30 protein-coding genes are annotated in these 26592 nt (G+C 72.2%); 19 read left to right on the plus strand and 11 right to left on the minus strand.

All coding sequences use genetic code 11. From position 1 onward, the window contains the following. The first annotated feature begins 36 nt into the window (after positions 1 to 36). Complete coding sequence (locus OG570_RS41170; RefSeq protein WP_326954177.1) at positions 37 to 756, plus strand: TetR/AcrR family transcriptional regulator; 720 nt, start codon at positions 37 to 39, stop codon at positions 754 to 756. Positions 757 to 762: 6 nt separating this feature from the next. On the opposite strand, the gene OG570_RS41175 is transcribed toward OG570_RS41170, so the two are convergent. Then, positions 763 to 1377, minus strand: coding sequence for a TetR/AcrR family transcriptional regulator (locus OG570_RS41175; RefSeq protein WP_326954178.1), 615 nt, complete (start codon positions 1375 to 1377; stop codon positions 763 to 765). A 76-nt stretch (positions 1378 to 1453) separates the two neighbouring features. Here OG570_RS41175 and OG570_RS41180 point away from each other — a divergent pair, with 76 nt between their 5' ends. The 4 genes from OG570_RS41180 to OG570_RS41195 all read left to right on the plus strand — a co-directional run bounded on the left by OG570_RS41180 (position 1454) and on the right by OG570_RS41195 (position 4139). Next, positions 1454 to 1807 (plus strand): hypothetical protein, encoded by a 354-nt coding sequence (locus OG570_RS41180; protein ID WP_326954179.1) that lies wholly within the window; start codon positions 1454 to 1456, stop codon positions 1805 to 1807. Between the two features lie 36 nt (positions 1808 to 1843). After that, positions 1844 to 2380: a hypothetical protein gene (locus tag OG570_RS41185; RefSeq protein ID WP_326954180.1), complete on the plus strand. Its 537-nt coding sequence runs from the start codon at positions 1844 to 1846 to the stop codon at positions 2378 to 2380. Between the two features lie 263 nt (positions 2381 to 2643). Further along, a complete protein-coding gene (locus OG570_RS41190; RefSeq protein ID WP_326954181.1) occupies positions 2644 to 3153 on the plus strand; it encodes a SigE family RNA polymerase sigma factor in 510 nt (169 codons plus the stop codon). Next, entirely contained in the window at positions 3150 to 4139 is a 990-nt protein-coding gene (locus OG570_RS41195) for a hypothetical protein (protein WP_326948521.1), read from the plus strand. The genes OG570_RS41190 and OG570_RS41195 overlap by 4 nt, the downstream gene beginning before the upstream one ends. 3 nt (positions 4140 to 4142) lie before the next feature. Here the strand turns inward: OG570_RS41195 and OG570_RS41200 are convergent, their stop codons facing one another. Then, a complete protein-coding gene (locus OG570_RS41200) occupies positions 4143 to 5132 on the minus strand; it encodes a TerC/Alx family metal homeostasis membrane protein (RefSeq protein WP_326954182.1) in 990 nt (329 codons plus the stop codon). A gap of 146 nt (positions 5133 to 5278) precedes the next feature. Between OG570_RS41200 and OG570_RS41205 the strand changes: the two genes are divergently transcribed. Continuing rightward, on the plus strand, positions 5279 to 6070 hold the full coding sequence (locus tag OG570_RS41205; RefSeq protein ID WP_326954183.1) for an SAM-dependent methyltransferase: 792 nt from the start codon (positions 5279 to 5281) through the stop codon (positions 6068 to 6070). Here OG570_RS41205 and OG570_RS41210 read toward each other — a convergent pair. Continuing rightward, positions 6067 to 7059 carry a YihY/virulence factor BrkB family protein gene (locus OG570_RS41210; protein ID WP_326954184.1) on the minus strand — a complete coding sequence of 331 codons (993 nt, stop codon included), beginning with the start codon at positions 7057 to 7059 and terminating at the stop codon, positions 6067 to 6069. The genes OG570_RS41205 and OG570_RS41210 overlap by 4 nt on opposite strands. 61 nt (positions 7060 to 7120) lie before the next feature. After that, on the minus strand, positions 7121 to 7522 hold the full coding sequence (locus tag OG570_RS41215; protein WP_326948517.1) for a winged helix-turn-helix transcriptional regulator: 402 nt from the start codon (positions 7520 to 7522) through the stop codon (positions 7121 to 7123). A 117-nt stretch (positions 7523 to 7639) separates the two neighbouring features. Between OG570_RS41215 and OG570_RS41220 the strand changes: the two genes are divergently transcribed. Then, a complete protein-coding gene (locus OG570_RS41220) occupies positions 7640 to 8494 on the plus strand; it encodes an SDR family oxidoreductase (RefSeq protein WP_326954185.1) in 855 nt (284 codons plus the stop codon). Positions 8495 to 8625: 131 nt separating this feature from the next. On the opposite strand, the gene OG570_RS41225 is transcribed toward OG570_RS41220, so the two are convergent. Then, complete coding sequence (locus OG570_RS41225) at positions 8626 to 9795, minus strand: MFS transporter (RefSeq protein ID WP_326954186.1); 1170 nt, start codon at positions 9793 to 9795, stop codon at positions 8626 to 8628. Between the two features lie 72 nt (positions 9796 to 9867). Here OG570_RS41225 and OG570_RS41230 point away from each other — a divergent pair, with 72 nt between their 5' ends. Continuing rightward, complete coding sequence (locus OG570_RS41230) at positions 9868 to 10392, plus strand: CGNR zinc finger domain-containing protein (RefSeq protein WP_326954187.1); 525 nt, start codon at positions 9868 to 9870, stop codon at positions 10390 to 10392. On the opposite strand, the gene OG570_RS41235 is transcribed toward OG570_RS41230, so the two are convergent. Together OG570_RS41235 and OG570_RS41240 are read right to left on the minus strand one after the other, a co-directional pair. Continuing rightward, positions 10385 to 11959, minus strand: coding sequence for a succinic semialdehyde dehydrogenase (locus OG570_RS41235; protein ID WP_326954188.1), 1575 nt, complete (start codon positions 11957 to 11959; stop codon positions 10385 to 10387). The two genes, OG570_RS41230 and OG570_RS41235, sit on opposite strands and share 8 nt — an antisense overlap. A 14-nt stretch (positions 11960 to 11973) precedes the next feature. Then, the gene (locus OG570_RS41240; protein ID WP_326948512.1) at positions 11974 to 13602 is read right to left on the minus strand and encodes a GMC family oxidoreductase; all 1629 of its coding nucleotides are present in this window, start codon (positions 13600 to 13602) and stop codon (positions 11974 to 11976) included. A 222-nt stretch (positions 13603 to 13824) separates the two neighbouring features. Here OG570_RS41240 and OG570_RS41245 point away from each other — a divergent pair, with 222 nt between their 5' ends. Continuing rightward, positions 13825 to 14442 (plus strand): hypothetical protein, encoded by a 618-nt coding sequence (locus OG570_RS41245; RefSeq protein WP_326954189.1) that lies wholly within the window; start codon positions 13825 to 13827, stop codon positions 14440 to 14442. Here OG570_RS41245 and OG570_RS41250 read toward each other — a convergent pair. After that, complete coding sequence (locus tag OG570_RS41250) at positions 14432 to 15703, minus strand: MFS transporter (RefSeq protein WP_326954190.1); 1272 nt, start codon at positions 15701 to 15703, stop codon at positions 14432 to 14434. The two genes, OG570_RS41245 and OG570_RS41250, sit on opposite strands and share 11 nt — an antisense overlap. Positions 15704 to 15756: 53 nt before the next feature. Here OG570_RS41250 and OG570_RS41255 point away from each other — a divergent pair, with 53 nt between their 5' ends. After that, positions 15757 to 16482 carry an AraC family transcriptional regulator gene (locus tag OG570_RS41255; protein ID WP_326954191.1) on the plus strand — a complete coding sequence of 242 codons (726 nt, stop codon included), beginning with the start codon at positions 15757 to 15759 and terminating at the stop codon, positions 16480 to 16482. Between the two features lie 3 nt (positions 16483 to 16485). Here OG570_RS41255 and OG570_RS41260 read toward each other — a convergent pair whose 3' ends face one another. Beyond that, on the minus strand, positions 16486 to 17382 hold the full coding sequence (locus OG570_RS41260) for an SDR family oxidoreductase (protein WP_326954192.1): 897 nt from the start codon (positions 17380 to 17382) through the stop codon (positions 16486 to 16488). Between the two features lie 107 nt (positions 17383 to 17489). Here OG570_RS41260 and OG570_RS41265 point away from each other — a divergent pair, with 107 nt between their 5' ends. Then, complete coding sequence (locus OG570_RS41265; RefSeq protein ID WP_326954193.1) at positions 17490 to 18074, plus strand: TetR family transcriptional regulator; 585 nt, start codon at positions 17490 to 17492, stop codon at positions 18072 to 18074. On the opposite strand, the gene OG570_RS41270 is transcribed toward OG570_RS41265, so the two are convergent. Continuing rightward, entirely contained in the window at positions 18071 to 18736 is a 666-nt protein-coding gene (locus OG570_RS41270; protein WP_326954194.1) for a TetR/AcrR family transcriptional regulator, read from the minus strand. The two genes, OG570_RS41265 and OG570_RS41270, sit on opposite strands and share 4 nt — an antisense overlap. Before the next feature lie 134 nt (positions 18737 to 18870). Between OG570_RS41270 and OG570_RS41275 the strand changes: the two genes are divergently transcribed. The 7 genes from OG570_RS41275 (at position 18871) to OG570_RS41305 (ending at position 25005) form a co-directional block, all read left to right on the plus strand. Next, positions 18871 to 19791 (plus strand): SDR family NAD(P)-dependent oxidoreductase, encoded by a 921-nt coding sequence (locus OG570_RS41275; RefSeq protein ID WP_326954195.1) that lies wholly within the window; start codon positions 18871 to 18873, stop codon positions 19789 to 19791. Positions 19792 to 19901: 110 nt separating this feature from the next. Continuing rightward, entirely contained in the window at positions 19902 to 20162 is a 261-nt protein-coding gene (locus OG570_RS41280) for a hypothetical protein (protein ID WP_326948504.1), read from the plus strand. Positions 20163 to 20213: 51 nt separating this feature from the next. Next, positions 20214 to 20609 carry a nuclear transport factor 2 family protein gene (locus OG570_RS41285; protein ID WP_326954196.1) on the plus strand — a complete coding sequence of 132 codons (396 nt, stop codon included), beginning with the start codon at positions 20214 to 20216 and terminating at the stop codon, positions 20607 to 20609. A 34-nt stretch (positions 20610 to 20643) separates the two neighbouring features. Then, positions 20644 to 21219 carry a PadR family transcriptional regulator gene (locus OG570_RS41290; RefSeq protein WP_326954197.1) on the plus strand — a complete coding sequence of 192 codons (576 nt, stop codon included), beginning with the start codon at positions 20644 to 20646 and terminating at the stop codon, positions 21217 to 21219. A gap of 461 nt (positions 21220 to 21680) precedes the next feature. After that, positions 21681 to 22244: a TetR/AcrR family transcriptional regulator gene (locus OG570_RS41295; protein ID WP_326954198.1), complete on the plus strand. Its 564-nt coding sequence runs from the start codon at positions 21681 to 21683 to the stop codon at positions 22242 to 22244. Positions 22245 to 22346: 102 nt separating this feature from the next. Then, positions 22347 to 23081 carry a (R)-mandelonitrile lyase gene (locus OG570_RS41300; protein ID WP_326954199.1) on the plus strand — a complete coding sequence of 245 codons (735 nt, stop codon included), beginning with the start codon at positions 22347 to 22349 and terminating at the stop codon, positions 23079 to 23081. A 79-nt stretch (positions 23082 to 23160) separates the two neighbouring features. Further along, on the plus strand, positions 23161 to 25005 hold the full coding sequence (locus OG570_RS41305; RefSeq protein ID WP_326960299.1) for a glycoside hydrolase family 5 protein: 1845 nt from the start codon (positions 23161 to 23163) through the stop codon (positions 25003 to 25005). Positions 25006 to 25017: 12 nt separating this feature from the next. Here OG570_RS41305 and OG570_RS41310 read toward each other — a convergent pair whose 3' ends face one another. Then, positions 25018 to 25833: a hypothetical protein gene (locus OG570_RS41310; protein WP_326954200.1), complete on the minus strand. Its 816-nt coding sequence runs from the start codon at positions 25831 to 25833 to the stop codon at positions 25018 to 25020. A 195-nt stretch (positions 25834 to 26028) separates the two neighbouring features. Between OG570_RS41310 and OG570_RS41315 the strand changes: the two genes are divergently transcribed. After that, positions 26029 to 26592 (plus strand): hypothetical protein, encoded by a 564-nt coding sequence (locus OG570_RS41315; protein WP_326954201.1) that lies wholly within the window; start codon positions 26029 to 26031, stop codon positions 26590 to 26592.

A 26592-nucleotide genomic window follows, 5' to 3' on the forward strand; every position in this document is an offset into this window, starting at 1 on the left:
ACTGGGTACAGTGTTCGCAATATCCGAGGAGGTCTCTTGCCGGCGAACGACAGCCCGCCGCTCTGGCTGCGTCCCGAACACGGGACACGCGGGCCGAAACCGGCCCACACCCGCCGCGACGTCGCGGCCGCCGGCATCAGGATCGCCGACGCCGAGGGACTCGACGCCGTCTCGATGCGACGGATCGCCGCCGAGCTGGGCACCGGGACCACGTCGCTCTACCGGTACGTGTCCAAAAAGGACGACATCCTGCAGCTGATGGGCGACGAGGTGACCGGCGAGCTGCGCGGCACCGTGCTGCCCGGGGGCTGGCGGGACGCCCTGCGCGTCATCGCCCGGTCGATGCGCGCCACGGCCCTGCGGCACCCGTGGTTCCCCGCGCTGGCCTCGGGCCGGCCGAACCACGGCCCGAACAGCCTGTGGTGGACGGAACTGACGTTCTCGGCGTTCGACGGCCTCGACCTCGACACCGACGAGCTGCTCGCCAACCTCGGCACGCTCGCGTCGTTCGTCCTGGGCCACGTGCTGAGCGAGCTGGGCGATCAGGAGGCGGCGCGGCTCTCGGGGCTCAGCCACGAGCAGTGGATGGAACGCGAAGGCGAGTACGGCCCGATGATCGTGAGCAGCGGGCAGTACCCGCGGTTCACCCGGGTGATGGTCGAAGCCGAGACGCCGCACGCCGCCGACCGCCGGGACCGGTGGTTCGAGGCGGGCCTGGAGCGGGTGCTCGCGGGCATCGCCGCCCACTTGCCCTGACGACGCTCACACCGGCAGGACGCTCATGGGTGCCGGCGGCGGCAACGGCACCCCGGCGTGCTCGGCCCGGAACGAGTTCAGCAGGTAGGCGACGAGCCGCCGCGACGCCGTGCGCGTGGCCGCCGGGGAGTCCGCCGTCACGCCGTCGTTGGCCATGAGCACCAGCGCCAGGTCGGTGACCGCGAAGTCGGCCCGCAGCTCGCCCGCCGCCTTCGCACGGTCGATCAGCTCGGTGACGCGGCCCAGCGCCCGTTCCGCGGCGACGTCGGCCGGGAACGCCGTCGCGACGGCGGCGCTGAACCCGCGGTCGCACGCCTGCATCTCCCCCACCTTCTCGACGAGCGTGACGAACCCCCGCCACGGGTCCGGGTCGGCCAGCGCGTCGTCCACGACCGAGACGCACGTGTCGAACTGGTGCGAGAACACCTCGCCGACCAGCGCTTCCTTCGTCGGGAAGCGGCGGTACAGCGTGGCCATCCCGACGCCGGCGTGCCGGGCGACGGCGGCCATCGGCACGTCGAGGCCCCGGCGCGCGAAGAGGTCGTGGGCCACCTCGACGATGCGCTCGCGGTTGAGCCGGGCGTCCCGCCGCAGCGCCGGGTGAGAAGGGTCCGTACTCATGTTTCTCACTTTACGCCAACCGGACAGGTCTCTCCTCTTACGCGGCTACGGTGGCGGACAAGGAAAAGGAGGTCCGATGAGGACGAACGGCCGGCTGGTCGAACGCGCGGTCGGCGGGGTCAACCGCCGGGTGCTGGCCTTGCGCTCATCACGCCGCTGGGGCGCGGCGGTGCGGCGGCACCTGACGATCGTGACGTACACGGGACGGCGCTCGGGCCGCACGTTCAGCATCCCGGTGGGTTACCGGCGCACGGGCGACGAGGTCGAGATCGGCGTCCGCATCCCGGGCCGGAAGAACTGGTGGCGCAACTTCACCGGCGACGGCGGCCCGATCGCCGTGGAGCTGGACGGCACCGACCGCACCGGCCACGCGATCGCCCGCCAGGACGCGAAAGGCGCCGTGACGGTCACGGTGCGGCTGGAGCCGTAAGGGAATTCCGGTTGCCCGGGTGACGACGATGGATCCATGAGAGTCGTCTTCACCCGGGTACCGGACGGCGCCCGCGCGTCCTGCGTGGTCGAGCGCGACGACGGCGTCCGCTACCGCGTCCGGGAGGGCATCGGCCGCCCGGAGCTGCCCCACGACCTGGTCCACCTGCTGGTGGAACTGCAGCTGCGGGACGACGGCGGCTTCTGGGGCGCGGTCGCCGACGGCGCGGTGTTCGCCGGCATGGACCACCTCGACGGCCGGCGCCCGCCGCACGCCCGCAGGCGGTCCGACGAGGCCATCGGCGCCCGGAAGGACCGGCTGCAGCGGGCCGAGCTGATGGCCGGCCTGGTGCGGCAGATCGCCGCCGACCCGGCCGCGGGCGAGCCTCGGGTGATCCGGGCGGCCCGGGATCACCTGGCCACGCTCCCGGACGCCACGGTCGACGTTCCGGCGGTGCTCGCCGCGGCCGCACGGCTCCGGGACGCGGCGCGCGCGTGGGCCGGCACCCGCCCAGGCGACGAGGTCGTCGTCGACTGGCCGCGGGTCAGCGGCCGACGGGCAGTCCGCCGGTGACCGCCGAGACCAACGCGCAATCCCGGCGGCCACGGCCACCACACGGAATCTGAGTGTCCACAGTGGACATACCGTGATCGCGACAGCTCCCATGAATTCCCCTGGAAAGCCCCATGAGCGGCCGGAGGACTCCGACCCGGCGGGTAGCGGCCGTTCGGCGCAACACCGGTGACGGCCACCACATCCGCGTGCGGTGCAACCGTTCGGCGGGCCGGCGGCATCAGAGAGGTGTCCGACCCCCTACGACGAAACGAGGTGGCGCCTTGCCCGCAGACGCCGGGTTCACCGAGTACGTGACGGCACGGGCCCCCTGGCTGCGCAAAGTCGCCTTCCTGCTCTGCGGGGACTGGCACCGGGCCGACGACCTCGTCCAGAGCGCCGTCACGAAGCTGTACACGCACTGGCCCCGCGCGCTGCGGGCCGACAACCTGGACGGTTACGCGCGCCGGACGCTGGTCAACACCTTCCTGGCCGAGCAGCGGACGTCCTGGTGGCGGCTGGTCGACCTGCGTGCGGCCGACCACGACCCGCCGCCCGCGGCCGGCTTCGACGTCGAGACGGCGCTCGACCTGCGGGCCGCGATCGACCGGCTGCCGCCGCGGCAGCGGGCGACCCTCGTGCTCCGCTACTACTGCGACCTGCCGGTGGGCGACGTCGCGAAGACGCTCGGCTGCTCCCCGGGCACCGTCAAGAGCCAGACCGCCCGGGCCGTGGACGCGCTTCGCGGCCTGCTGCCCGCCGAGTCCCTCACCCTCCCGGAGGCCACCGCATGACCGACCACGAACTGGCCGTGCGCCTGCAGGAACTGACCGACGAGCCCGCCCCGCCGATGGTGCTCGACCTCGACCGGGCCCGCCGCGACGGCGCCCGACGGCGTCGGCGCCGCACGATCGTGGCGGTCGCGGGGTGCGCCGCGGTCGTGCTCGCCGGCGGCCTGACCGCCGTGACGCTCACCCGGTCCGCCACCCCGGACGCACCGGTCGCCGCCCCGGTGGTCTCGGTCGCGCCGGCCCCCACCGACGATCCTCTGGTGGCCAGAGCGAGCTTCGGCTGGCTGCCCGGCGCCTTCACCGGCGTCGAATACGGCGTCGGCGCCCACGGCGACTATTCGCTGGCGATCGGCCGGGGCAGCCTGGCGCCGATGATCTGGCTGGCGGTCTACGACAAGGAACCGCCGCTCGACCGGCTGAACCAGATGGGCGGGCACGCGGTGAGCGTCCCGGCCCGGATCGGCGACCGGACCGGCTACTGGGTGACGACCACCGCCGAGGACCCGCTCAACGGCGGTGACGCCTACCTGCGCTGGCCGACCGGGGACGGCCGCTGGGCCGAGCTGCACGGGTACTACCTCGACTTCCCGGACGTTCGGCAGTCGCTGCTGCGCGTCGCGGACGAAGTCACCTTCGCGAACAAGCCGGTGCCGCTGCCCCTGCGCGTCAGCAGCCTGCCGCCGGGCTTCCACCTCAGCGAAGGCCAGCTGTCGCGGCGGCCCGACCAGGACGGCCGGCCGTGGACGCTGCAGCTGTACTACTCGGTGAACGGCGCCCTCGTCGTGATCGAGGTCGCGCCGCCCGGCGGGACACCGTCGAAGACGAGCGACCCGGTGTGCGTCACGAAGAACGGCCTGAAGGCGTGTGTCAGGGTCGACCGCCCGGCCGCCGCGGGGCTGGACGCGATCGGCGGGCCCCACGGCCTGCTGGACCGCATCACCCTGCTCGGCCCGGACGAGCGGAACTGGACCACGCACGTGATCGGCTGAGGGTCACGGTTCGGGATCGGACCCCCGCAGGGAACCCGGGTGCGCCTTCGCATCCGGGTCCCGGCGGGTCTTGAGCAGGCTGGCCACCGTGACCACGGCGAGGATGCCGAGGATCACGCCGAGGCTGAGCGGGGTGGGGATCTCCGGGAAGCCCTCGTCGATGTCGACGTGCGCCCAGTGCAGGATCAGCTTCACGCCGATGAACGCGAGGATCACCGAGAGCCCGGTCGAGAGGTACACGAGCCGGTCGAGCAGGCCCTTGACCAGGAAGTACAGCGCGCGCAGGCCCAGCAGGGCGAAGGCGTTCGCGGCGAACACGAGGTACGGCTCGTCGGTGACGCCGAAGACCGCCGGGATCGAGTCCAGGGCGAACAGCAGGTCGACGCCGCCGATCGCGACGAGCACCACCACGAGCGGGGTCACCAGCCGGCGGCCCGCGACCTTGGTCGTCAGCCGGCCGCCGTCGTAGTCGTCCGACAGCGGCAGCACCCGGCGGGCGGTGCGGACCACGACGTTGTTCTCGACGTCGGGATCCTCGTCGCGGTGGCGGAACAGCTGCACGGCGGTGTAGATCAGCAGCAGGCCGAAGAGCAGGAACATGAAGGTGAACAGCGACAGCAGGGTCGCCCCGACGACGATGAAGATCCCGCGCAGCACCAGGGCCAGCACGATGCCGAAGGTGAGCACCTTGTGCTGGTGCTCCTCCGGGACGGCGAACGTGGTCATGATGATGACGAACACGAACAGGTTGTCGACCGACAGGCTCTTCTCGACGATGTAGCCGGCGAAGTACTCGGTGCCGAACTCGCCGCCGTGCGCCAGGGTCACCCACACCCCGAACACGACCGCGACGAGGATGTAGCCGACCGACCACGCGACGGCCTCGCGGAACCCGACCTTGTGGGGCCGGACCGCGGCGAGCACCAGGTCCAGCGCGAGCAGCCCGAGGATCACGGCCAGGGTGACCAGCCAGGTGCCGACCCCGATGTCCATTTTGTCCCCCGCTTCCGTTGTCACCGATAGTAGGGACATTTCCGCGTCCGCGCACGTGGAGTCCACAGTGGACGGACGCCGGGGCCGCGCGGTTTCCGGGTATCCTTCGCACCGGGGACGAGAGCGAAACGAGGTGCGCGGTGTCCGTGGGCGAGCGGATCCCGGAGGGTGTCGACATCAAGCTGCCCAGCGCGGCCCGGGTCTACGACTGGCTGCTCGGCGGCAGCCACAACTTCGACGCCGACCGCGTCGTCGGCGAACGGGTGATGGCGGTCCTGCCGTCGGGCCGGCAGGTGGCCGCGTCCAACCGGGCGTTCCTGCGCCGCGCCGTGCGGTACATGATCGACCAGGGTGTCACGCAGTTCCTCGACCTGGGGTCCGGCATCCCCACGGTCGGCAACGTGCACGAGGTCGCACAGGCCCTGGACCCCGCGTGCCGGGTGGTCTACGTCGACTACGACGAGGTCGCCGTCGCCCACAGCCGGCTCATCCTCGAGGGCAACCGCGACGCCGTCGTCGTCGAGGCCGACCTCTGCCGCCCGCGGACCGTGCTGACCGACCCGGACGTGCGGGCCCTGCTGGACTTCGACCGGCCGATCGGGCTGCTCATGGTGGCGGTGTTCCACTTCGTCCCGGACGACCTGCGCCCGGCCGAGATCGTCGCCGACTACCGCGCGGCGCTGCCGCCGGGCAGCTTCGTCGCGCTGTCGCACCTGACGGCCGACCACGCGCCGCGCGAGATGGCGGCGGTCGCGGACGCGATGCGCCACAGCCGGGACCCGATGTACTTCCGCCCCTACAGCGACGTCGCGGCCCTGTTCGACGGGCTGGAGCTGGTCGAGCCGGGCGTGGTGAGCGCCCCGCTCTGGCACCCCGAACCGGGCATCCGCGACGCCGAACCGGACGACGTCTACGCCGGCGTGGGCCGCAAGCCCTAGCGCGCCCGCTCGGCGTCGGTCACGTCCTCGACCTCGTCGGCGTCCATCGCCTTCGTGTCGCGCGGCGGCAGGAACGGCTCGTCCTCGCTCTCCTGGCCGCCTTCGATGCCGCGGCCGCGGGCGAGCTCGGCGTCCAGCTCGGCGCCGAGCAGCACCGCGAGGTTGGAGATCCACAACCACACCAGGAACACGATGATCCCGGCCAGCGAACCGTAGGTCTTGTTGTAGGAACCGAAGTTCGCGACGTACAACGCGAACCCGGCCGACGCCGCCACCCACAGCACGACCGCCAGCAGCCCGCCCGGGGTCAGCCACTTGAAGCCCGGCTGCCGCACGTTGGGGCCCGCCCAGTAGAGCAGCGCGAACGTGAGGCTGATCAGGACCGCGATCACCGGCCACTTCGCGATCTCCCACACCTGCACGCCGGTCGGGCCGAGCCCGACGAGGTCGCCGAGCCGCCGCGCGATCGTGCCCGTCGCCACGACGCCCAGCGCGCACGCCGCCAGCAACGCCACGATGCCGATCGTCAACCCGAGCCGCAGCGGCAGGACCTTCCACAGTGGACGACCCTCCGGCATGCCGTAGATCGCGTTGCCCGCCCGCATGAACGCGCCGACGTACCCGGACGCCGACCACAGCGCGCCGAGCAGCCCGAGCACCGCCACCGGGCCGGCGAGGCTGCGCGAACCGGACAGCTCCTTGATCGCGCCGACGAGGATTTCCCGGCCCTGGCCGGGAACGACCTGGTTGATGTTGTCGATCACGGTCTGCGTCGGGCCGGGGCCGAGCAGGCCCAGCAACGCCGTCAGGACCACCAGGCCGGGGAAGATCGAGAGCACGCCGTAGTAGGTGAGCGCGGCCGCCCAGTCGGTGAGGTTGTCCCGGCCGAACTGGCGGACGGTGCGCTTGAGCACTTCCCACCACGAACGCCGCGACAACTCCGTCGGGCCGTCCGGTTGCTTCTGTCGTCCCTTGCGCACCGGCACCATCTCCTGCCTCGTCGCCGCGGGGCATACCCGATCGGGGCGAGGAGAAACCCGGTCGAGTGACTCAGCCGTCCTTGCGGGCGTCGTAGGCCTCGTTCGCCGCCATCACGTCCGGCATCTGGCCTTCGACGTCGTGGATCAGGTTCACCAGCAGGTCCGCGGTGCGCCGGCCGCGCGGGGTGAGGCTGTATTCGACCTTCGGCGGGATGGTCGGCTGGGCTTCGCGCAGCACGAAGCCGTCACGCTCCAGGGCCTGCAGGGTCTGGGCCAGCATCTTCTCGCTGACGCCGGTGACGCGGCGGCGCAGCGCGTTGAACCGGAAGGTGCCGTCGTAGAGCGCGGCCATCGCGAGGATCCCCCAGCGCCCGGTGATGTGCTCGAGCGTGGACCGGGACGTGCACGCCTGCGCGAACACGTCGAACACCACCTGCCCGTGCTCGTCGACCCACTCCGGCGCTTCCGTCATGCCCCCCACGGTACCGGGCAGACAGCACAATCCCCAGTGACGGTACTCACCATCGGTTTGCACTTCCTGAAAGTTAGTACACTCTCAAGGTAAGCAACCCGACCTGAGGAGTTACGCATGATCGTGGTCACCGGCGCCACCGGACATCTCGGCCGCCTGGTCGTGGACGGCCTGCTCGAGAAGACCTCGCCCGATCAGGTCGTCGCCGCGGTGCGCGACCCGCGGAAGGCCGACGACCTCGCCGCCCGCGGCGTGCAGGTCCGCGAGGCCGACTACGACCGGCCCGAGACCCTCGCGGCGGCCTTCGCGGGTGCGGAGAAGGTCCTGCTGATCTCCAGCAGCACGCCCGGCCAGCGGCTCGCGCAGCACCAGGCCGTCATCGACGCCGCCCGCGAGGCCGGCGCGCGTCACCTCGTCTACACGAGCGTCCTGTACGCCGACACGACGAAGATCTTCGTCGCGCCCGACCACAAGGCGACCGAGCGGCTGATCCAGGAGGCGGGCATCCCGTTCACCGTCCTGCGCAACGGCTGGTACACCGAGAACTACGCGGCGACGGTGCAGCAGGCCCTGTCCACCGGCTCGTTCGCGGGCAGCGCGGGCGACGGCCGTCTCGGCGCCGTCCCCCGGCTCGACTTCGCACAGGCGGCGGTCGCCGTCCTGACCGGAGACGGCCACGCCGGAAAGACGTACGAGCTGGCGGGCGACGACGCGTGGAGCTACGCCGACTTCGCCGCGGCGATCACCGAGGCGTCCGGGACTTCCGTGACGTACCAGGACGTCCCGCCGGAGGAGCACCGGAAGCTCCTCGTCTCGGCGGGCCTGCCCGACCCGGTGGCCGACATGCTGACCGACGCCGACCGCGGCATCCGCGAAGGCGAACTGACCACCACGAGCGGCGACTTGAGCACCCTGATCGGCCGCCCGACGACGCCGTTGGCCGACGCGGTCGCGGCCCTCGTCAAGGGCTGAGCCCCGGACAGCGGTCCACCGGCGGCCAAAACTTTTTACTGCGAAAGGGAACCAGTACCACAGGGCCGTCGTGACCACGCCGCCCGCCGACGCGATCACAACCCTCGTCAGAAGGTCGGCGAAGCGGCTCGTCAGTCCGTCGAGCCGGCGGCGACGAGCCGCCTGGTCGTGAGCCGCCGGTCCACCAGGGCCGCGAGCACGGCCAGGCCGGTGATCGTCGCCGCTCCCAGTAGCAGCGCTCGGCCGCCTAGGCCGCTTGCCGTGCCGGCGAGGGCGGCGCCCACCGCCGCCATCGCGACCTTCAGCCCGGCGCTCGTCACGAACACCTGGGCCTGCGCGCCCTCCGGGGCGTAGGTGCTGCGGGAGGCCAGCGTCGCGGTGAAGGACGTCGCGTTCGCCACGCCCAGCGCGGCGAACCCCGCGACCGCGAGGCCGTAACCCGGCGCCAGTGCGCACACCGCCGTCGCCACGGCCATCGCGGCGAACAGCCGGAGCGCCTGCACCTCCGGTTCGCCGCGCAACGGCCACACCGTCACCAGCGCCGAGCCCAGGAGGCTGCCCGCGCCGTAGGCCACGGTCAGCGCGGCGCCCGCGGTCGCCGTGCCGTGCAGGTCACGGCCGAACGCGACGGCGACCACCGGCAGCGCGCCCAGCTCGACCGCGCCCAGCAGCGTCAGCACCGTGACGCGGCGCAGCGGCGGGCGCGTCACCAGCATTCCGAGCCCGGCGCGCAGGCCCAGGGCTTCGCGGGGTGTCCGCCCAGTGCCGAGCGGCAACGTCAGTGCCAGGCCGGCGGCGAGCAGGGCCGCGGTCGCCAGCCCGAGCAGCGCGTCGACCGGGCCGGTCACGCCGGCGAGCCCGGCCGTCGCCGCGGGGCCGAGGGTGCCGCCGATCCCGTAGGACAACGCGTCCCAGCCCTGCCGGCGCCGGTTCGGGCCGAGGTCGTCGAGCACGCTGCTCAGCCCGCCGGTCAGCAGCGGCCCGCAGCACCCGGCGACGGCCACCAGCAGCACCGTCACGACCAGCGACGTCCGGCCGAGCGCCAGTGCGCCGGCGGCCAGGGCCAGGCCGTAGACCAGGTAGGACGCCGCCAGCAGCCGCCGGGGTTCGCGGGTCCGGTCCAGCCGGGCCGCCAGCCACGGCCCGAGCAGGTGCGGCGCGTTGAGCGCGGCGACGAGCAGGCCGCCGACCGCGGCCGGCTGGTGCTGGTCGGCGGCGAGCAGGACCAGCCCGACCGTGGCCCCGCTGTCGGCCCCGCGGACCAGCACCGCCGCCGTCAGGTAACGCGCCAAGCCGGACATCACACCCCCATCACCCCTTTGACTGGTGACGCCACCTTGTCAGAGGGGCGCGTCACCGGTCAATATGGTGACGTGTTCACCTTCCTCAGCGGCCGGCCCAGCCTGGACCTGACGACGACCCTGCAGGTCCGTCACCACGAGCACCCTCGCGAGCTGCTTGCGGTCCCGGAGGACGTCACGCGCTGGCTGGCCGAGGCGGGCTACTCCCCCGCCGCCGTCGACGACGCCGGGCTGCGCCGGACCGTCGACCTCCGCGAGGTCGTCAACCGCTTGTGCCGCACCGCGAACCGGGCCGAGGACCGCGCCCGGCTCAACGATTTCGCGGCCGGGTCGCCCCTGGTACCGCAGTGGACCGGCACGGCGGTCGAGTACCGCGGCGACCTGGACCAGGCGTTGTCCACGCTCGCCCGCGACGCCATCGACCTGCTCGCCGGCCCGCACACGGACCGGGTCCGGGAGTGCGCGCACCCCGACTGCAGCCGGCTGTTCCTCGACGCGTCCCACGCCGGCCGCCGCCGCTGGTGCGGCATGACGACCTGCGGGACCAAGACGAAGTCGGCGAACTATCGGCGTCGCAAGAGCGCGGAAGTCACCTGATGCGCAGCTTGCGCATCAGCTTCAGCCCGGAAAGCATGCTCTCGACGTACTTCTCGTGATCCTGGCCCGGCTTCGGCCCCATGACCTGCTTCTTGAGCACGGCCAGGTTCTGCACGTCGGTGTACTTGAGCAGGCCCTGATCGCCGTGGCGGGCGCCGACGCCGGAGTTCTTCACCCCGCCGGACGGCGTTCCCTTGGCGGCGAACGCGGTGGCGAGGATGTCGTTGATGTTGACGTTGCCCGATTCCAGGCGCGCGGCGACGGCCCGGGCGGCGTCGAGGTCACCGCCCCAGACCGAGGCGTTGAGGCCGTAGTCGGTGTCGTTGGCCAGCGCCACGGCTTCGTCGACGGTGCCGTACTTGTGCAGTGCCACAACGGGTCCGAAGGTTTCGGTGACGCCGCAGAGCATGTCCTTCGTGACACCTTCGAGGATCGTCGGCTCGAAGAACGCCGGGCCGAGGTCGGGCCGCGGCTTGCCGCCGCAGAGCACCGTGGCGCCCTTCGCGACGGCGTCGTCGACGTGCTCCTTGACGCGGCGCATGTGGTCGACGGACACCAGCGAGCCCATGTCGGGGCCGAAGTCGTAGGCCGCGCGGACGTCGAGGGCCTGCGTCTTGGCCACGAACGCCTTGGTGAACTCGGCGTAGCGGGACTCCGGCAGGTAGATCCGCTCGATGTGCATGCAGATCTGGCCGGTGTTGCCGAACGCGCCGAAGATCGCGCCCTGCGCGGCTTCCTCGAGGTCGGCGTCGTCGAGCACGATCATCGGGTTCTTGCCGCCGAGCTCGAGGCAGCAGCCGATGAGGTTGCGCCCGGCCCGCTCGCCGATCACCCGGCCGGTGGCCGTCGAGCCGGTGAACATCACGTAGTCGGCGTGGTCGATGAGCGTCGGGCCGACGTCCGGGCCCTCGCCGCACACCACCTGGAACAGCCCCTTCGGCAGCCCGGCTTCCTCCAGCAGCTGGATGCCGTAAAGGGGTGACAGCGCCGTCTTGTTGTCGGGCTTCAGCACGACGGCGTTGCCGGCCATCAGCGCCGGCACGGCGTCGGAAATGCCGGTGGCGAACGGGAAGTTCCACGGCGCGATGATGCCGACGACACCCTTGGGCTGGCGGATCTCGGTCGACGTCGTCAGCAGCGGCACCGGCCCGCCGCGTTTGGTCGGCGCCAGCAGCTTGGCGGCCCGCCGGAGGTAGTGGCTCATCACCATCGCCGGGTCGCAGGTCTCCTCGATCGCCATCCGGCGGTTCTTGCCGCTCTCGGCCTGGATGAGGTCGGTGACTATCCGCGCCTGGTCGACGAAGAGCGTGTGCGCCCGCTTGAACACCGCGAGCCGCTGCTTGAGCGGGGTGGCGGCCCACGCGCGCTGCGCCTCGCGCGCGACGGCGAACGCCCGCTCGATGTCGGCCGGTGCCGACTGCGGCAGCTCGACGAGCGTGTCGCCGGTGTAGACCTCGGTCAGCTTCCAGGTCGCGCCGGAGGTGCCCGGCACGCGGGCCACGAGCCCCTTCAGGAACGCGTCCGTCGCCGACGCCGGCCGGGTGATCCCGAGCGGGGTGAGGGTCATGGTCGCACTTCCCGTCAGTTGCCGGAGAGGACGAGGTGCGCGCCCATCTCGCCGATCATGATGCTGGGGGCGTTGGTGTTGCCGCCGGTGATCGACGGCATGATCGAGGCGTCGCAGACCCGCAGCGCCTCGACGCCGCGGACCTTGAGGTCGGGGCCGACGACCGCGAGCTCGTCGACGCCCATCCGGCAGGTGCCGACACCGTGGTAGACCGACGTCGCGCGGTTGAGGATGGCGTCGCGCAGGGCCTGGCCCTTCAGCGCCGGGCCCGGGTGGATCTCTTCCTTGACCGCGCCGTTGAACGCCTTCGACGCGAAGATCTCGCGCGCCAGCTCCGAACCCTCGCCCAGCACCTCGAGGTCGGCCGGGTCGGCGAGGTACTGGGGGTCGATCAGCGGGGCCGCGGTGGGATCCGCCGACGCCAGCCGCAGCGTGCCGCGGCTCTTCGGGTAGATCAGCGTCGTCAGCACGGTGAGCGCGGTGCGCTTGTCGACGTCGTGCCGGATCGGCGCGTCCTGGTTGGGCGAGACGTACGCCCACGGCAGCAGGTGCAGCTGGAGGTCGGGGACCGCGTCGGCCTGGGACGTCTTGAGGAACGCGACCGCCTCGAACACCGAGTTCGCCAGGAACGTCGTTCCGGGCCGGAGCAGCTCCTTGACCAGGCCGCGCGCGAAGTACGCCGGCGTGCCGGAGTTGCGGCTCGACGTCACGTGGAAGGTCAGCGCGTGGAACATGTGGTCGTGCAGGTTGTCGCCGACCGGCAGGTCCGCGACGACGTCGATGCCGTGCTCCCGGAGGTGCTCGGCGTGGCCGACGCCGGAGAGCATGAGCAGCTGCGCGGACCCGACGAACCCGGCGGAGAGGATGACTTCCTTGCCGGCGCGGATCGTGCGCTGGGTGCCGTCGGCGTCGACGACCTCGACGCCGGCCGCGCGGCCGTTCTCGATGACGACCTTCTTGGCCAGCACCCCGGACTGCAGCTGCAGCGTCGGCGCCGCGAGGTGGTGGAGGTAACCGCGCGAGGCGCTGTAGCGCAGGCCGTCGGCGGCGTTCTGCTGCATCCGGCTGACGCCTTCCTGCGACTCGCCGTTGTAGTCGTCGAGGATCTTGCAGCCGACGGTGTCGGCGGTGGCCTGGATGAACTGCAGGGCGCCCTCTTCGGGGCTCTTGTTGCGGGTGACCCGGATCGGCCCGCCCGCGCCCCGGAACGCGTTCTCGCCGTCTTCGAAGTCTTCCATCCGCTTGTACGCGGCGTTGACGCTGTCGGCGTCCCAGCCGGTGTTGCCCTCGGCGGCCCAGGAGTCGAAGTTGGCGCGGTTGCCGCGGACGTAGACCATGCCGTTGATGGAGCTGGAGCCGCCGACGACCTTGCCCCGCGGCACCGGCATCCGGCGGTCGAGGGCGTGCTTCTGCGGCACGGAGTAGTAGCCCCAGTCGAAGGGTTTCTTGAGCTGGGGCACGGCATGCATGGGTCCGACGAGGCCCGGTTTCTTGAGCAGCAGCTTCTCGTCGGTCTTGCCGGCTTCGAGCACGATCACGCTCGCGCCCGACGCCGCGAGCCGCCCCGCGATCGCGGCCCCCGAACTCCCCGACCCGACGACCACGTAGTCGGCTTCGTCGCCGCGCGGCGCCTTGTTCGCCATGTCCGCTCCTCGGTCCGGCCCGCCACCCAGAAACTATAACCTGTTCTAGTTCTGGCGTCACCGTATAGCGTTCGCCCACGACGCGCAATGTCCCGCCGGGCCCCTGGCGGGCGCGGTCGGCCGGAGCGCGGCTTGCGCACGTCCACGACGAGGGCGTCCACCACGCCGTGCGGTTGATCCATTCCGCCTCGCGGACCGGAGCCGGCGCGCTAACTTCCCTTCATGGCGCGCTCTCTGCTCTGCCTGGCCCTGCTCGCCGGGGCCACGTCGCCGGCCGGCTGCTCGTCGGGTGACGACCACCAGGTCGCCGTGGACGCCGTCCGCCAGGCCGCTTCCGGCGGCAGGCCCGCGACCTGCCCCGTCGGCTTCGACGTACCCGGCGCCCTGCGGACCGCCGGGGTCGACCGCCCGGTCACGCCGGACGCCGTCGACGTCGAGGTGTCCAGAACCAGCACGCCCGCGGCCGACCCGATCGCCGCGCAGCAGAACGGGATGTCCGCGCTCGACGCGGCCGCCGGCGCGTACCTCGAGTGCGGCTACCAGGTCGGCGGCCAGGCGCTCACGGTCCGGCTGGTCGCCACCCGGGCCAAGGGCGCGATGGCGTTGCTCGCCCCGCAGCTCCAGCGGGACGCGCGCCTGGCGGTCGACGACCTGCGGGCCTTCCTGGACACCAAGCCCGGGCCCGGCGAGGTGAAGGTCGTCGGGGGTTCGGTGGCCGTCGGCGGGCTGGCGGCCACCGGCGGGGACGCGGCCCTGATGGTGTCCTCCGAGGCGCCCGAAGTGCGTGACGACGCTTTGCACACCGTCGCCGGCGCACTCCTCGGTCAGGTCAGGTTCTGATTTCCCCGGCGTGGTCCCGGCTGTCGTAGCGCCAGAACGGCCGCACGCTCAGCGCCCCGGCGATGACCACGACGACGCAGAGCAGCGCCGCCCCCGACCAGGCGATCGTCAACGTCGTCGCGGCGGCCATCGCGCCCGCCCGGACGTCGCCCAGGCGCGGGCCGCCCGAGACCACCACGGTGTAGACGCCCTGCAGCCGGCCGCGCATCCGGTCCGGCACGTACGTCTGCAGGATCGTCTGCCGGTAGACGACGCTGACCAGGTCGGCCGCTCCGGCGAGGACCAGCAGCGCGACGGCGGCCCAGAGGCTATGCACGAACCCCGCGGCGGCGACGGCGGCCGCCCAGCAGGCGACGGCGCACGTCAGCGCGACGCCTTGCCGGCGCACCCGGCCGATCCAGCCGCTCAGCGAGCCGGCCAGGATCGAGCCGACGGCGATCGCCGAGTACAGCGGGCCCACGCCGCCGTGGAACTGGGTGGCGGCGGCCTGCGGGAACAGCGCCTCCGGCATCGCCAGCGCCATCGCGGCGATGTCGACGGCGAACGACATCAGCAGGACCGGGTTCCCGCCGAGGAACCGCAGGCCTTCGAGCACCGACCGCAGGCCGGGACGCCCGGCCGGGGCCGCCGACGGGAAGGACGGCAACCGCAAGGCCGCGTACAGCGCCGCCGCGAACAGCACGGCGTCGGCGCCGTAGGCCCAGCCGAAGCCGCCCGGCAGTCCGATGAGGACACCCGCGACGAGCGGCCCCACCACCTGACCGACGCTGCCGGCCGTGTAGTTCAGGGCGTTGGCCGCGGGGATGTACTCGGCGGGCACCAGCAGCGGCACCATCGCGCTGCGGACGGACGCGGAGACGGCGAACCCGCCCGACTGGACGGCGACCAGCGCGAGGAGCAGCGCCGGCGACCGCACCTCCAGGACGCTCTGGGCCAGCAGCGCGAGCGTCACGAACCACGTGACGAGCGACGTCAGCAGGTACAGCTTCCGCCGGTCGACGGCGTCGGCGACCGCGCCGCCGTAGAGGCCGAACACGACGATCGGGACGAAGCCGACCAGGCCGCCGAGCCCGACGACCAGCGACGACCGCGTCAGCGCGTAGAGCTGCACCGGGACGGCGACCGCGGTGACGGTCATGCCGATGACGGCGGTGCTCTGCCCGAGGAACGTCCGCCGGAACGCGGGCACGGCCAGCGGCCGGGTGTCCGCGACGACGCGGCGCAGGCGGTCCCGGAACCGGGGCGGCACGACAGGGGTCATCCCTCCACGATGGTCGGCGACGACCCGGCAGACTTCCGATAAACTGCCACCTTGTGTCGCAAACCCGCCATCGGCACCACCCGGGTGAGGTCATCACCCGGCACCGGCACGAGGAGCACCAGCTCATCTACGTGAGCAGCGGGGTCCTCGCCGTCCACACCGACCACGGGACGTGGGCCGCCGGCGCCCACCGCGCCGCCTGGATTCCCGCCCGCACCTGGCACGAGCACCGCGTCCACGGGCACGCCGAGGTCCACACCCTCGCCTTCGCGACGCAGGAAGCGCTGCTGCCCGGCGACTCGCCCACGGTCATCGCCGTTTCCGGGCTGCTGCGCGAACTGCTGATCGCCGCCACCGAGCCCGGCCTGGCGCCGGGCGAGGCCCGCCGGCTGCGGGCCGTGATCCACGACCGCGTCCGCCGCGCCCACGTCGCCCCGCTGACGCTCCCCCGCGCCCGCGACCCCCGGCTGGCCCACGCCTGCCGGCTGGTGACCGGCGACCTCGGGAGCCCGCGGACCATCACCTGGCTCGCCCGTCAGGTCGGCGCCAGCGACCGTCACCTCGCGCGGCTCTTCCGCGGCGAGTTCGGCACGACGTACCCCCAGTGGCGCACCACCACCCGGGTCTTCCAGGCCATGCTCGAGCTCACCGCGGGAAGCACCGTCACGGAGACCGCGCACCGCTGCGGCTGGGCCACCACCAGCGCCTTCGTCGACACCTTCACCCGGACCATGGGCCAGACCCCCGGCACCTACCGCGCCGCGGCCGCCGGCGGTTAGCGGCTACTTGGTGCCGTACGCGCCCGCGTCGAGGTCTTCGACGAGGGTCGGCCCGGTGGGCGTCCAGCCGAGCAGCTCACGCGTCTGCGTGCTGGTCGCGGCGAGGTCCATGGCGAAGAACCCGCCGATCCAGCCGTAGTGCTCCTGGACGTCGTCGGCCGCGATGGAGGCGACGGGCAGGTCGTACGCGCGGCCGATGGCCTCCGCGATCTCGCGCGTCGGCACGCCTTCCTCGGCGACGGCGTGCAGGCGGCTGCCCGCGGGCGCCTTCTCCAGGCCGAGGACGGTCATCCGGGCGGCGTCGGTCACGTGCACGGCGGCCCAGCGGTTGGTCCCGTCGCCGGGGTAGCCGGAAACGCCCTTCTCGCGGGCGATCGCGGTGAGGACCGCGATGAACCCGTGGTCGGCGGTGCCGTGGACGGTCGGCGAGAACCGCAGGCTCACCGGGTGCACGCCGCGGCCGGCGAACTCGAGCGCGAGGTTCTCACTGCCGCCGCGCGGGCTTTCCAGGCCGTGGAACGGGGACGCGTCGGCTTCGGTGGCGGGCCGGCCCTGGGTGAGCGCGGCGATCCCCGACGCCAGCAGGAACGGGCGGCCGGTGCCGGTGAGCGCGTCGCCGATGGTCTGGACGGCGCCCCGTTCGGCCGCGCTCGACACGGCCGGGTTCGCGAAGTCGTGCTTGTTGGCCAGGTGGATGACGGCTTCGGCGACCTCGGCGCCGGCCCGGATGCCGTCGAGGTCGTCGAGGTCGCCGCGGCGGACCCGGACGCCCTTGGCTTCGAGGGCCGCGGCGGAGGCGTCGGACCGGGCGAGCCCGGTGACCTCGTGGCCGGTGGCGAGCAGTTCGTCGACGACGGCGGAGCCGATCCAGCCGGAGGCTCCGGTGACGAAAACGCGCATGAGGTGTAACTCCCTCTGTGGTCGAACTCGATGTCAGCGACTGACGTCGGTGACTGACATCAACGTACTCTCGAAGTCAGTCGCTGTCATCACCTAGACTCGACGACATGGTGCGTTGGGAACCGGGAACCCCGGAGCGGCTGCAGCGGGCCGCGCTCGAGCTGTTCGCCACCCGCGGGTTCGAAGAGACGACGGCGGCGGAGATCGCCCAGTCCGTCGGCCTGACCGAGCGCACGTTCTTCCGCCACTTCACCGACAAGCGCGAGGCGCTCTTCCACGGGCAGGAGCTGTTCGCGCAGGCGTTCCTCAGCGGCATGGATGCCGCGCCGCCGGACGCGTCGCCGATCGAGGTCGTCGCCGGCGCGCTGCGGTCCGCGTCGGCCTTCTTCCCGGACGAGCGCCGCCCGCACTCCCGCACCCGCCAGTCCGTCATCGACCGGAATCCCGCGCTGCAGGAACGGGAACTGCACAAGATGGCCGTCCTCGCCACCACGCTCGCCGACGCCTTCCGCGCACGGGGCGTCGCCGATCCGGCGGCCTCGCTGGCCGGGCAGTCGGTCACCGCGGTGTTCGGGATCGCGTTCACGCAGTGGATCCGCGACGGCGAGGACCGGTCGCTGGCCGACATCGCCGACGACGTCCTGGCCGAACTGCGCGCCCTGACCAGCGCGAGCCCGACGCCGGCGGGCTAACCCCGCGCCACGGCCCCCGAGATCAGCAGGGCGAGGCCGTGTTCCAGCGAGGCGGCCAGGTCGATCCGCAGCTCGGCGAGCGCGGGGTCGGTCGCGTACGCGGCGAGCGTGCTGGCCGAGGGCCGGCAGTGCGTCGAGAGGCCACCGGCCAGGATCATGGCCAGCAGGCACACCTGCTTCGCCGCGGCCCCGACCTCCGGCACGTGCCGGGCGACGAGCTCGACCATGGCGTCGAGGCTCGCGAGCGCGGATCGCTTGTAGCGCACGACGACGTCGACGGAGACGTTGTGCTCCAGGACGCCGGCCTGTGCGCTGATGAGGTCGCACAGCACGGTGCGCTTCGCCAGCGAATTCGCCACGATCGCCGCCAGCCGGTCGCCGCGCTCCCGCGCGGACCGGCCGGGATCGACGCCGGCGGCCAGCTCGGCCGCCACGTCAGGCAGCCAGTCCTCCAGCGCCTGGTCCAGCAGCTCGAACAGCACGGCCTCGCGGGATTCGAAGTACCGCAGCACGTTCGACTTGGCCAGCCCGACGCGGCGGCTGAGCTCGTTGAGGCTCACCTCGGCCACCGGCATCTCGTCGAGCATCACCAGCGCCGTGTCGAGGATCTTGCGGCGCCGTTCCTCCCGCTGCTCCGCGCTGCGCGCCCGCTGGAACGTCATGCGACACAGGGTAACCGTCTTGCACCCGGAGTTAAAGACCGGCAGTCTCTTGACAATAGACCGACGGTTCTTTAACGTCGAAGGCATAACAGACCGCCGGTCCGCAAGGGCCGATCTCCGAAGGAGCGACCGACATGGCCGAACACTGGACCGCCCGCGACGTCCCGGACCAGACGGGCCGCGTGGCCGTCGTGACCGGCGCCAACACCGGCCTCGGCTTCGAGACCGCCCAGGTGCTCGCCGAGCGCGGCGCGTCGGTGGTGCTGGCCGTCCGCGACGTCGAAAAGGGCAAGCAGGCGGCGGCCCGCTTCGGTGCCGGCGCCGACGTCACCGTGCAGGAGCTGGACCTGGCGTCACTGGAGTCGGTCCGCACCGCCGCGGCCGAGCTGCACACGGCGTTGCCGAAGATCGACCTGCTGATCAACAACGCCGGCGTGATGTACCCGCCGCGGCAGACCACCCGCGAAGGCTTCGAGCTGCAGTTCGGCACGAACCACCTCGGGCACTTCGCGCTCACCGGCCTGCTGCTGGACCTCCTGCTGCCGGTGCCCGGTTCGCGGGTCGTGGCGGTCGCCAGCATCGCCCACCGCCTCCGCGCCGCGATCCACTTCGACGACCTGCAGTGGGAGAACTCCTACGACCGCGTCGCGGCCTACGGCCAGTCCAAGCTCGCCAACCTGCTGTTCGGGTACGAGCTGCAGCGCCGGCTCGCGCCGCACGGCACCACGGCCGCCCTCGCCGCCCACCCCGGCGTCGCCCGCACCGAGCTGATGCGCAACTCCCCCGCCGCGCTCCGCGGGGTCTTCGCCGCGGTCGCGCCCCTGTTCACCCAGGACTCGGCGCGGGGCTCGCTGCCGATCCTGCGTGCCGCCACCGACCCCGGCGCCCTCGGCGGCCAGTACTACGGCCCCGACGGGCTGGGCGGCTACCGCGGCAACCCGGAGGTCGTCGCCTCCAGCCCGCAGTCCCACGACCTGGCGCTTCAGCGGCGTCTGTGGCAGGTTTCGGAGGAGCTCACGGCCGTCGAGTACCCCGTCGAGTACCCCGTCGGGTGACCCCTACCCGGTGAATTCATCTCGCACGAGGGTATTTCTACCCTCACGGCTGTAACGAGTCCCGGTGCCGCAGCGACTGTCCAGTATCGCGCGGGAAGGCTGGGGTGCCGATGTCCGAAAGTCGAGCTCGGCGGGTCGATGTGGCCGCTCAGCCACGTCATGTCAGTGTCGATCCGGACCCGGACGCGGAGTTCGAGTACTCCGGGATCGTGCTCCGGCGCGAGCTGGACGGCGCACCGGCCGAGGAGACCTGGCTGCCGGTCGGCGACGAGCCCAGCGAAGAGGACGACGAGCGGCTCATCGCCGCGCTGCACGACGCCTGGCTGTGGACGACCGAGTCCGAACGCGATCCGGTGACCATGCCGGAGTAGCACCCTCTAAGCTGGTCGGGTACTCAACTTTTTGACTACCCGAGGTGCGATGTGAGCAGCAGCTTCCGGCAGGCCGTCGAGGCACGTGATCCCGAGGCCATGGCGGCCGCGCTGGCGCCGGAGGTGGTGTTCCGGAGCCCGGTGGCGTTCCGGCCGTACCCGGGCAAGGCGATCACCGCCGCGATCCTGCGCGGCGTGCTCCGGGTGTTCGAGGACTTCCGGTACGTCCGGGAGCTCGACGGTGGTGACGGCCGGGACCACGCGCTCGTCTTCGAGGCCCGGATCGGGGACACCGCGGTCGAGGGCTGCGACTTCCTGCACCTGGACGAGAACGGCCTGATCGACGAGTTCACGGTGATGGTGCGCCCGCTGTCGGCCGCCCAGGCGCTCTCGGCCGCGATGGCCGCGCAGTTCGAGCAGATCCAGCGCGAGGCCGTCGGCGCCTAGTCAATTCGTTGACTAGGTCACGGAAGGGAACCGGGTGGCACTGCGGAACGCGCTGATGGCCGCGCTGCTCGAAGGCGAGGCGTCGGGCTACGACCTCGCGAAGGTGTTCGACGCGTCCGTGGCGAACTTCTGGATGGCCACCCCACAGCAGCTCTACCGCGAACTGGACCGGATGGCGGCCGCCGGCCTGGTGCACGCCCGGGTCGTCCACCAGGAACGGCGCCCCGACAAGCGCCTGTTCTCGCTGACCGAAGCCGGCCGGGAGGCGTTGCACGCGTTCACGGCCGGCCCACCCCGCCCCGGCACGATCCGCGACGAGCTGATGGTGCAGGTCCAGGCGGTGGACGCGGGCGACGAACCGGCCGTCCGAACCGCACTCGAGGAGCGGGCGACGGCGGCGGAGGCCAAGATCGCCCGCTACGAGAAGCTCCGCACACGCCTGCTGGACGGCCGCTTCGAGGACGACTACCTGGTGGAGGCGGAGCGGATCGGGCCGTACCTGACGCTGATGCGCGGGCTGTCGTTCGAACACGAGAACCTCCGCTGGTGCCGGCAGGCCCTCCGGACCCTCGACCTCCGCGCGCGGGTGAGACAACCGACAAAACCCTGACCACAGGGCGGTTTCGCTCCGCCCGTTCCGGCCGCCCCTTCGGCTGCCGGCAAGTCGGCCACTCCGGTGGCCGTGTCGGCCGCCTTGGTCGCCAAGTTGGTCACTCCGGTTGTCGTGTCGGCCGCCTTGGTCGCCAAGTTGGTCACTCCAGTCGCTGCGTCGGCCGTTCCGGCCACCGAGTTGGTCGCTCCGGTGCCGACCTGGCCGCTCCAGTCGCCGCGTTCGCCGCTCCGGCCAACGTGTTGGGCCTTCCGCCGCCGAGTTGACCCTTCCGGACGCCGCGCTGACCGCCCCCAGCAACTGAGTTGCCACCCGCGACCGTCGAGGTGGCTGTTCACAGCCGACGGTCCCGCTGCCGGCAGCCAGCACGCTGACCGGAGCGGCCGACACGACAACGGGCGGATCCCTCGCGGGCCCACTCTCTGTTGATTCTGTACCTACTAGTATGTACAGTCCGACTCATGGGGACGAGAGACCAGCTGATCGACAGCACCCGGGAACTGTTGTGGGAACGCGGTTACGTGGGCACGAGCCCCAAGGCCATCCAGCAGCGCGCGGGTGCCGGGCAGGGCAGCATGTACCACCACTTCGCCGGCAAGCGGGAGCTGGCGCTGGCCGCCGTGCGGCGTAGTGCCGATGAGCTGCTGGCCGCGGCCGATGCGCAGCTGCGTGGGCCCGGGACCGCCGTCGAACGGGTCACCGCGTACCTGCGTCGTGAGCGCGAAGTGCTGCGTGGCTGTCCCATCGGCCGGCTCACGCAGGATCCCGACATCGTGGCCGATCCGCAGCTGCGGGCTCCGGTCGACGAGACCCTGACCCTCCTGCAGGCCAAACTCGCCGCGGTTCTCGACGAAGGCCGGGCCGCGAAAGAACTGCCTGCCGCACTGGACACCGCCGCGCTCGCCGCCACCATCGTCGCCGTGCTGCAGGGCGGGTACGTGCTGGCTCGCGCCGCCGCCGCGCCCGAACCGTTCGACCGAGCCGTCTCCGGCGTGCTCTCGCTGCTCGCCGCCCACACCCGCTGAACCTGCGGAATGTCCGCCGCCGCGCCCGGACCGTTCGACCAAGCCGTCTCCGGCGTCCTTTCACTGCTCGCCGCCCACACCCGCTGAACCTGGGGAGTTTCCGTGCACGTCCGTCACGTTCCGTCCGCCACCGCCGCCGCGCCCGCCGACGTCATCACCGGCAGTGCTTGGGTCACCTCGCTCGCCGTCCCCGAAGGGCCGTCGCGCACCCAGGTCGACCGCGTGCAGTTCGCCCCCGGTGCGCGTACGCGCTGGCACCGGCACCCGCTCGGCCAGGTGCTCGTCGTCACCGAGGGCACCGGCTACGTCCAGCGCCGGGGCGGCCCGGCCCAGGTGATCCGGGCCGGCGACACCGTCCGCGTCGCTCCTGGCGAATGGCACTGGCACGGCGCCACCGACACCACGTCGATGACGCACCTGGCCATCGAGGAACTCCCCGAAGACGGGACCACGGCGGAGTTCGCCGAGCCGGTGAGCGCCGCCGAACCCATGGCCGTCCCGGCCGAGCCCGTCACGCGCACGCTGGTGCTGCAGCAGCGGCTCCCGGAACCCCGGGTGGTCGACTACGTCGAGCTGCGCCGCATCACCATCGCGCCGGACTTCGGCACCGGGCTGCACGTCCACAATGGACCCGTCTTCGGCAGCATCGAAACCGGCTCGGCCGTCTACCAGATCGACGGCGAGCCGGAATCGGTGCTCACGCCCGGGGACGTCTTCTACGAGCCCGAAGCGGCCCGGATCGCGCGCTTCGACGCGCAGGAGGACGGCGTCACCTTCCTGGCCTGCTTCCCCGTCGGGCCGGGCGAAACCCCCAGCCTGACCCCGCTCGAGAGCTGACCCGACGAACGGCGGGCCCGCACCCGGCTGCCGGTATACAACCGGGCGAAACACCCGTTAGCCTCCGCGCGTGAGGATCATGAGTGCGCTGCTCACCGCGTTGCTGGCCACCGGCGTCGCCGCCCCGATCTCCGCGCTGGCGCCGGATCCCGCCCACGCGGATCCGGCGCCCTGGGCCGGCCCGCTCAGCACCCGCGGCCGCTACATCGTCGACGCGGCGGGCAACCGGTTCAAGCTGAAGGCCGCCAACTGGCACGGCGCGAGCGGCACCTGGACCGGTTCCGGTGACATCAGCGATCCGGCCAACCACCACGCCGGCGAAATCGCCTACCAGACGCCGCTCGGGCTCGACCGCGCGTCGATCGACACCGTCATCGACGGGCTCGCGCAGCTGGGCCTCAACAGCGTGCGGCTGCAGTTCTCCAACGCGATGATCCACGACGCGACGCCGGTGCCCGACCTGCCGGCCAACCCGGACCTGCGCGGCAAGACGCCGCTGCAGGTCTACGACCGCGTCGTCGAGCGGCTGACCGCGCGCGGGTTCGCCGTGATCCTCAACAACCACACCACGACGTCGCGCTGGTGCTGCGGTCTCGACGGCAACGAGCGCTGGAACACCGCGCAGACCGAGCAGCAGTGGCAGGACGACTGGCTGTTCATGGCGCGGCGCTACGCCGCGAACAAGCGGGTGGCCGGCGCCGACCTGTACAACGAGGTGCGCCGCAACACCTTCGACGACCCCAACTGGGGCTGGGGCAACGACAAGGACTGGCAGCGCGCGAGCCAGCAGGTCGCCGACCGCATCCTGACCGAGGCGAACCCGGACCTGCTGATGATCGTCGAGGGCATCAACTGGACCGGCCTGCCGATCGACGGCTTCGCGCACGGCCGGCCCACCCTCGAACCCGCCCGGACGCTGTCGCACACGCTCGTGGACTCCGGGAAGCTGGTCTATTCCGCGCACTTCTACGGCTACACCGGGCCGAACCACTCCGGCGCGACCGGCATCGGCGAAACCCACGACCCGCGCTACCGCGACCTCTCGCCCCAGGACCTGCGTGACACCCTGTACCGGCAGGCGTTCTTCGTCGAGCAGGACACCGGCAAGCACTACACCGCGCCGCTGTGGATCAGCGAGTTCGGCGAGGGCCGCAACACCACCGACCCGGCGTCCCGCGCGTTCTTCGAGACCTTCGTGAACTACCTCGCCGAGACCGACACGGACTTCGCCTACTGGCCCGCGGTCGGCTTCCAGACCGGTGGCACGGGCGACGGCTGGTCGCTGCTCGCGTGGGACAGCGCCGGGAACCGCATCGACGTCCTCGACGGCCGGGACTGGCGCGGCCCGGCGTGGCAGCGGCTGGTGAGCGCGCCGTCGCGCACCGGGCCGATCCCGCAGGCCGACCACTGGTCGATGCTGAACCTGGACTACGGCGACTTCCAGGAATCCCGCGCGGTCCGCGCGCTGCCGGACTGGAATCCCGGCGCGCGCAAGGGCGTCTGCCCCGACGGCCAGCGCCTCACCGGTCTCGCCCACACCGGCAACCGCGGCCTGTGCACGGGCACGCTCCCGGTGCCGTCCGGGTACGTCGTGACCCGCGACGAGTCCTTTGTGGACACGGACTGGGCGTCCGGCTACACCAAGCTGCAGTGCCCGGCCGACCACGCGGTGGTCGGCTACAGCGTGAAGGGTGCGGCGGTTTCGGCCGTGCTGTGCGGCAAGTCGGCGACCCCGCTGGGCCGCACCGGCCGCACGGTCTGGTTCGACCGCGGCGACAACCGCCCCTCCGGCGACCTCGGCGGCGACTTCGCCTCGGGCAGCTACAAGGGCCAGTGCGCCCCGGGCGAGTACGTCGCCGGGGTGGCCTACACCGGCCGCATCGGCTCGAACCGGACGCCGGACGCGCTGCTCTGCCGCTCCTGAACCGGGGCCGGCTCAGTCGCCGTCGGGCACCGGTACCGGCTGCGCGTGCGGCGGCCGGAGGACGGCCCAGACGATCTTCCCGCCGGACTGCTTCGGCGACCAGCCCGCGGCGTGCGCGAGGTGCGCGACGAGCGGAAGCCCGCTGCGCGGCTCCGGCGTCCTCTTGCCGACCGGGGGCAGCGACACCGGACGCACGTCGTCGTCGGCGACCGCGACGGTGAGCCGGCCCAGCCGCAGCTCCAACCGCAACCGCGCCGGCGAATGCGCGTGTTCGGCGGCGTTGGCCACGAGCTCACCCGCCACCGTGACCGCCGGCTCCCCCAGCGAATCGATGTCCCAGTTGCCGCAGGTGTCGGTGACGAACGGGGCCGCCGCGCCCACACTGCGCGGTGAGGAGGGCAACCACAGTTCCGTGCGGCGACGCGGCGGCGGGTCACCCAGCCCGGCCAGTGCGTCGAGCACGGTGGGCCGGACCGTCACGAAGCGCCGCATCGGGCCGTGCCGCGCCAGGGCCGCGTGCGCCGAGCCCGGGACGACCACCAGCGCCACCGTCGACCACTGCGAGATCCGCAGCCACACGGCGACGAAGACGCTGGTCAGGTGATCCTTGGTGATCGCGAGTGCCTCGAGGTCGACGATCACCGCACGGGGCTGGTCGGCCGCGCACTTGAGCAGCGCGTCCCGCAGCACCCCGTAGGTGCCGACGTCCAGTACCCCGGACGGGCGAATGATCGTCGCCCCTTGCCACTCGGACAGGTCCCAGTCGAGCGGGCTGTCCGCCTGCATGCCGTAGCTCGCCGCCTTGGATTGGTAGAGCCCGGAACGCACACCGTCCGTCCGTGCTCGACGGCTCGGATCGGAGGTGCGGAAACAACAACCGTACGTCGCCGCCAGCCGTCCGTGACCGCGAACGCCGCGGATTCACTCGATTCAGTGGTTGCAATTCTTGAATGCGTCTTTCTGTAACGCCTGGGCGGCACCAATGGGCGTAATCCGGTGGGTGCCGCTCGGTAGGCTGCCGGAATGGGGTTCGGCGAGCGAGCACGCAGAGTGCGGGACGGCCGGCTGGCCCACGGTCAGCGCGTCGCGGCACTGTGTTCGTGCGTGCGCCTCTACCACCCGATCGGCCACCGGGCGACGTTGAGCTTCCTCGCCGAGCTCACCGGCCCGTACCAGCGGCACGAGCGAGCCCTCCTGGACGCGTTGGCGGCGCTGGAAACCGGCCGGGCGCAGTGGCGTAGCGCCGGCGCCGCCTACGCGGACTCGCGCGTGAAGCAGAAACGGCTCGGCCGCCGGGTGCCCATCGATCCGCCGCCGGGCAAGACCGGCCACTGGTACGCGGCGACGCCGGATCTGTCACGCCGCGCGGCCGTGCACGCGCTGAAGCTGTGGGAGCCCGAACACGCCTCGGCGGACGAGGAGACGCGTTCCCTGGTGCGCCAGTGCGTCGCCACCGGCGGCCGCCTCACCGGCGCGCAGCTGGACACCGTGCTGCGTCGCCGGACCCGGGACGAGCCCGGCGACATCCGCTGGCCGATGACCCTCATGGCGTCCGCGGCCGGTGCACACCGGTTCGGCGCGCACTAG

Origin of the sequence: Amycolatopsis sp. NBC_01286 (assembly GCF_035982555.1) — a bacterium.
Taxonomy (GTDB): Bacteria; Actinomycetota; Actinomycetes; order Mycobacteriales; family Pseudonocardiaceae; genus Amycolatopsis.

Coding starts and splice junctions, on each gene's coding strand:
- OG570_RS41260 (WP_326954192.1), bottom strand. CDS start 17,382: ATGCGCGTTTTCGTCACCGGAGCCTCCGGCTGGATCGGCTCCGCCGTC.
- OG570_RS41210 (WP_326954184.1), bottom strand. CDS start 7,059: ATGGTGCCGGTGCGCAAGGGACGACAGAAGCAACCGGACGGCCCGACG.
- OG570_RS41295 (WP_326954198.1), top strand. CDS start 21,681: ATGGGGACGAGAGACCAGCTGATCGACAGCACCCGGGAACTGTTGTGG.
- OG570_RS41250 (WP_326954190.1), bottom strand. CDS start 15,703: ATGACCCCTGTCGTGCCGCCCCGGTTCCGGGACCGCCTGCGCCGCGTC.
- OG570_RS41305 (WP_326960299.1), top strand. CDS start 23,161: ATGAGTGCGCTGCTCACCGCGTTGCTGGCCACCGGCGTCGCCGCCCCG.
- OG570_RS41185 (WP_326954180.1), top strand. CDS start 1,844: ATGAGAGTCGTCTTCACCCGGGTACCGGACGGCGCCCGCGCGTCCTGC.
- OG570_RS41240 (WP_326948512.1), bottom strand. CDS start 13,602: ATGGCGAACAAGGCGCCGCGCGGCGACGAAGCCGACTACGTGGTCGTC.
- OG570_RS41175 (WP_326954178.1), bottom strand. CDS start 1,377: ATGAGTACGGACCCTTCTCACCCGGCGCTGCGGCGGGACGCCCGGCTC.
- OG570_RS41280 (WP_326948504.1), top strand. CDS start 19,902: ATGTCCGAAAGTCGAGCTCGGCGGGTCGATGTGGCCGCTCAGCCACGT.
- OG570_RS41245 (WP_326954189.1), top strand. CDS start 13,825: ATGGCGCGCTCTCTGCTCTGCCTGGCCCTGCTCGCCGGGGCCACGTCG.
- OG570_RS41270 (WP_326954194.1), bottom strand. CDS start 18,736: ATGACGTTCCAGCGGGCGCGCAGCGCGGAGCAGCGGGAGGAACGGCGC.
- OG570_RS41225 (WP_326954186.1), bottom strand. CDS start 9,795: ATGTCCGGCTTGGCGCGTTACCTGACGGCGGCGGTGCTGGTCCGCGGG.
- OG570_RS41215 (WP_326948517.1), bottom strand. CDS start 7,522: ATGACGGAAGCGCCGGAGTGGGTCGACGAGCACGGGCAGGTGGTGTTC.
- OG570_RS41265 (WP_326954193.1), top strand. CDS start 17,490: ATGGTGCGTTGGGAACCGGGAACCCCGGAGCGGCTGCAGCGGGCCGCG.
- OG570_RS41315 (WP_326954201.1), top strand. CDS start 26,029: ATGGGGTTCGGCGAGCGAGCACGCAGAGTGCGGGACGGCCGGCTGGCC.
- OG570_RS41180 (WP_326954179.1), top strand. CDS start 1,454: ATGAGGACGAACGGCCGGCTGGTCGAACGCGCGGTCGGCGGGGTCAAC.
- OG570_RS41200 (WP_326954182.1), bottom strand. CDS start 5,132: ATGGACATCGGGGTCGGCACCTGGCTGGTCACCCTGGCCGTGATCCTC.
- OG570_RS41275 (WP_326954195.1), top strand. CDS start 18,871: ATGGCCGAACACTGGACCGCCCGCGACGTCCCGGACCAGACGGGCCGC.
- OG570_RS41235 (WP_326954188.1), bottom strand. CDS start 11,959: ATGACCCTCACCCCGCTCGGGATCACCCGGCCGGCGTCGGCGACGGAC.
- OG570_RS41195 (WP_326948521.1), top strand. CDS start 3,150: ATGACCGACCACGAACTGGCCGTGCGCCTGCAGGAACTGACCGACGAG.
- OG570_RS41220 (WP_326954185.1), top strand. CDS start 7,640: ATGATCGTGGTCACCGGCGCCACCGGACATCTCGGCCGCCTGGTCGTG.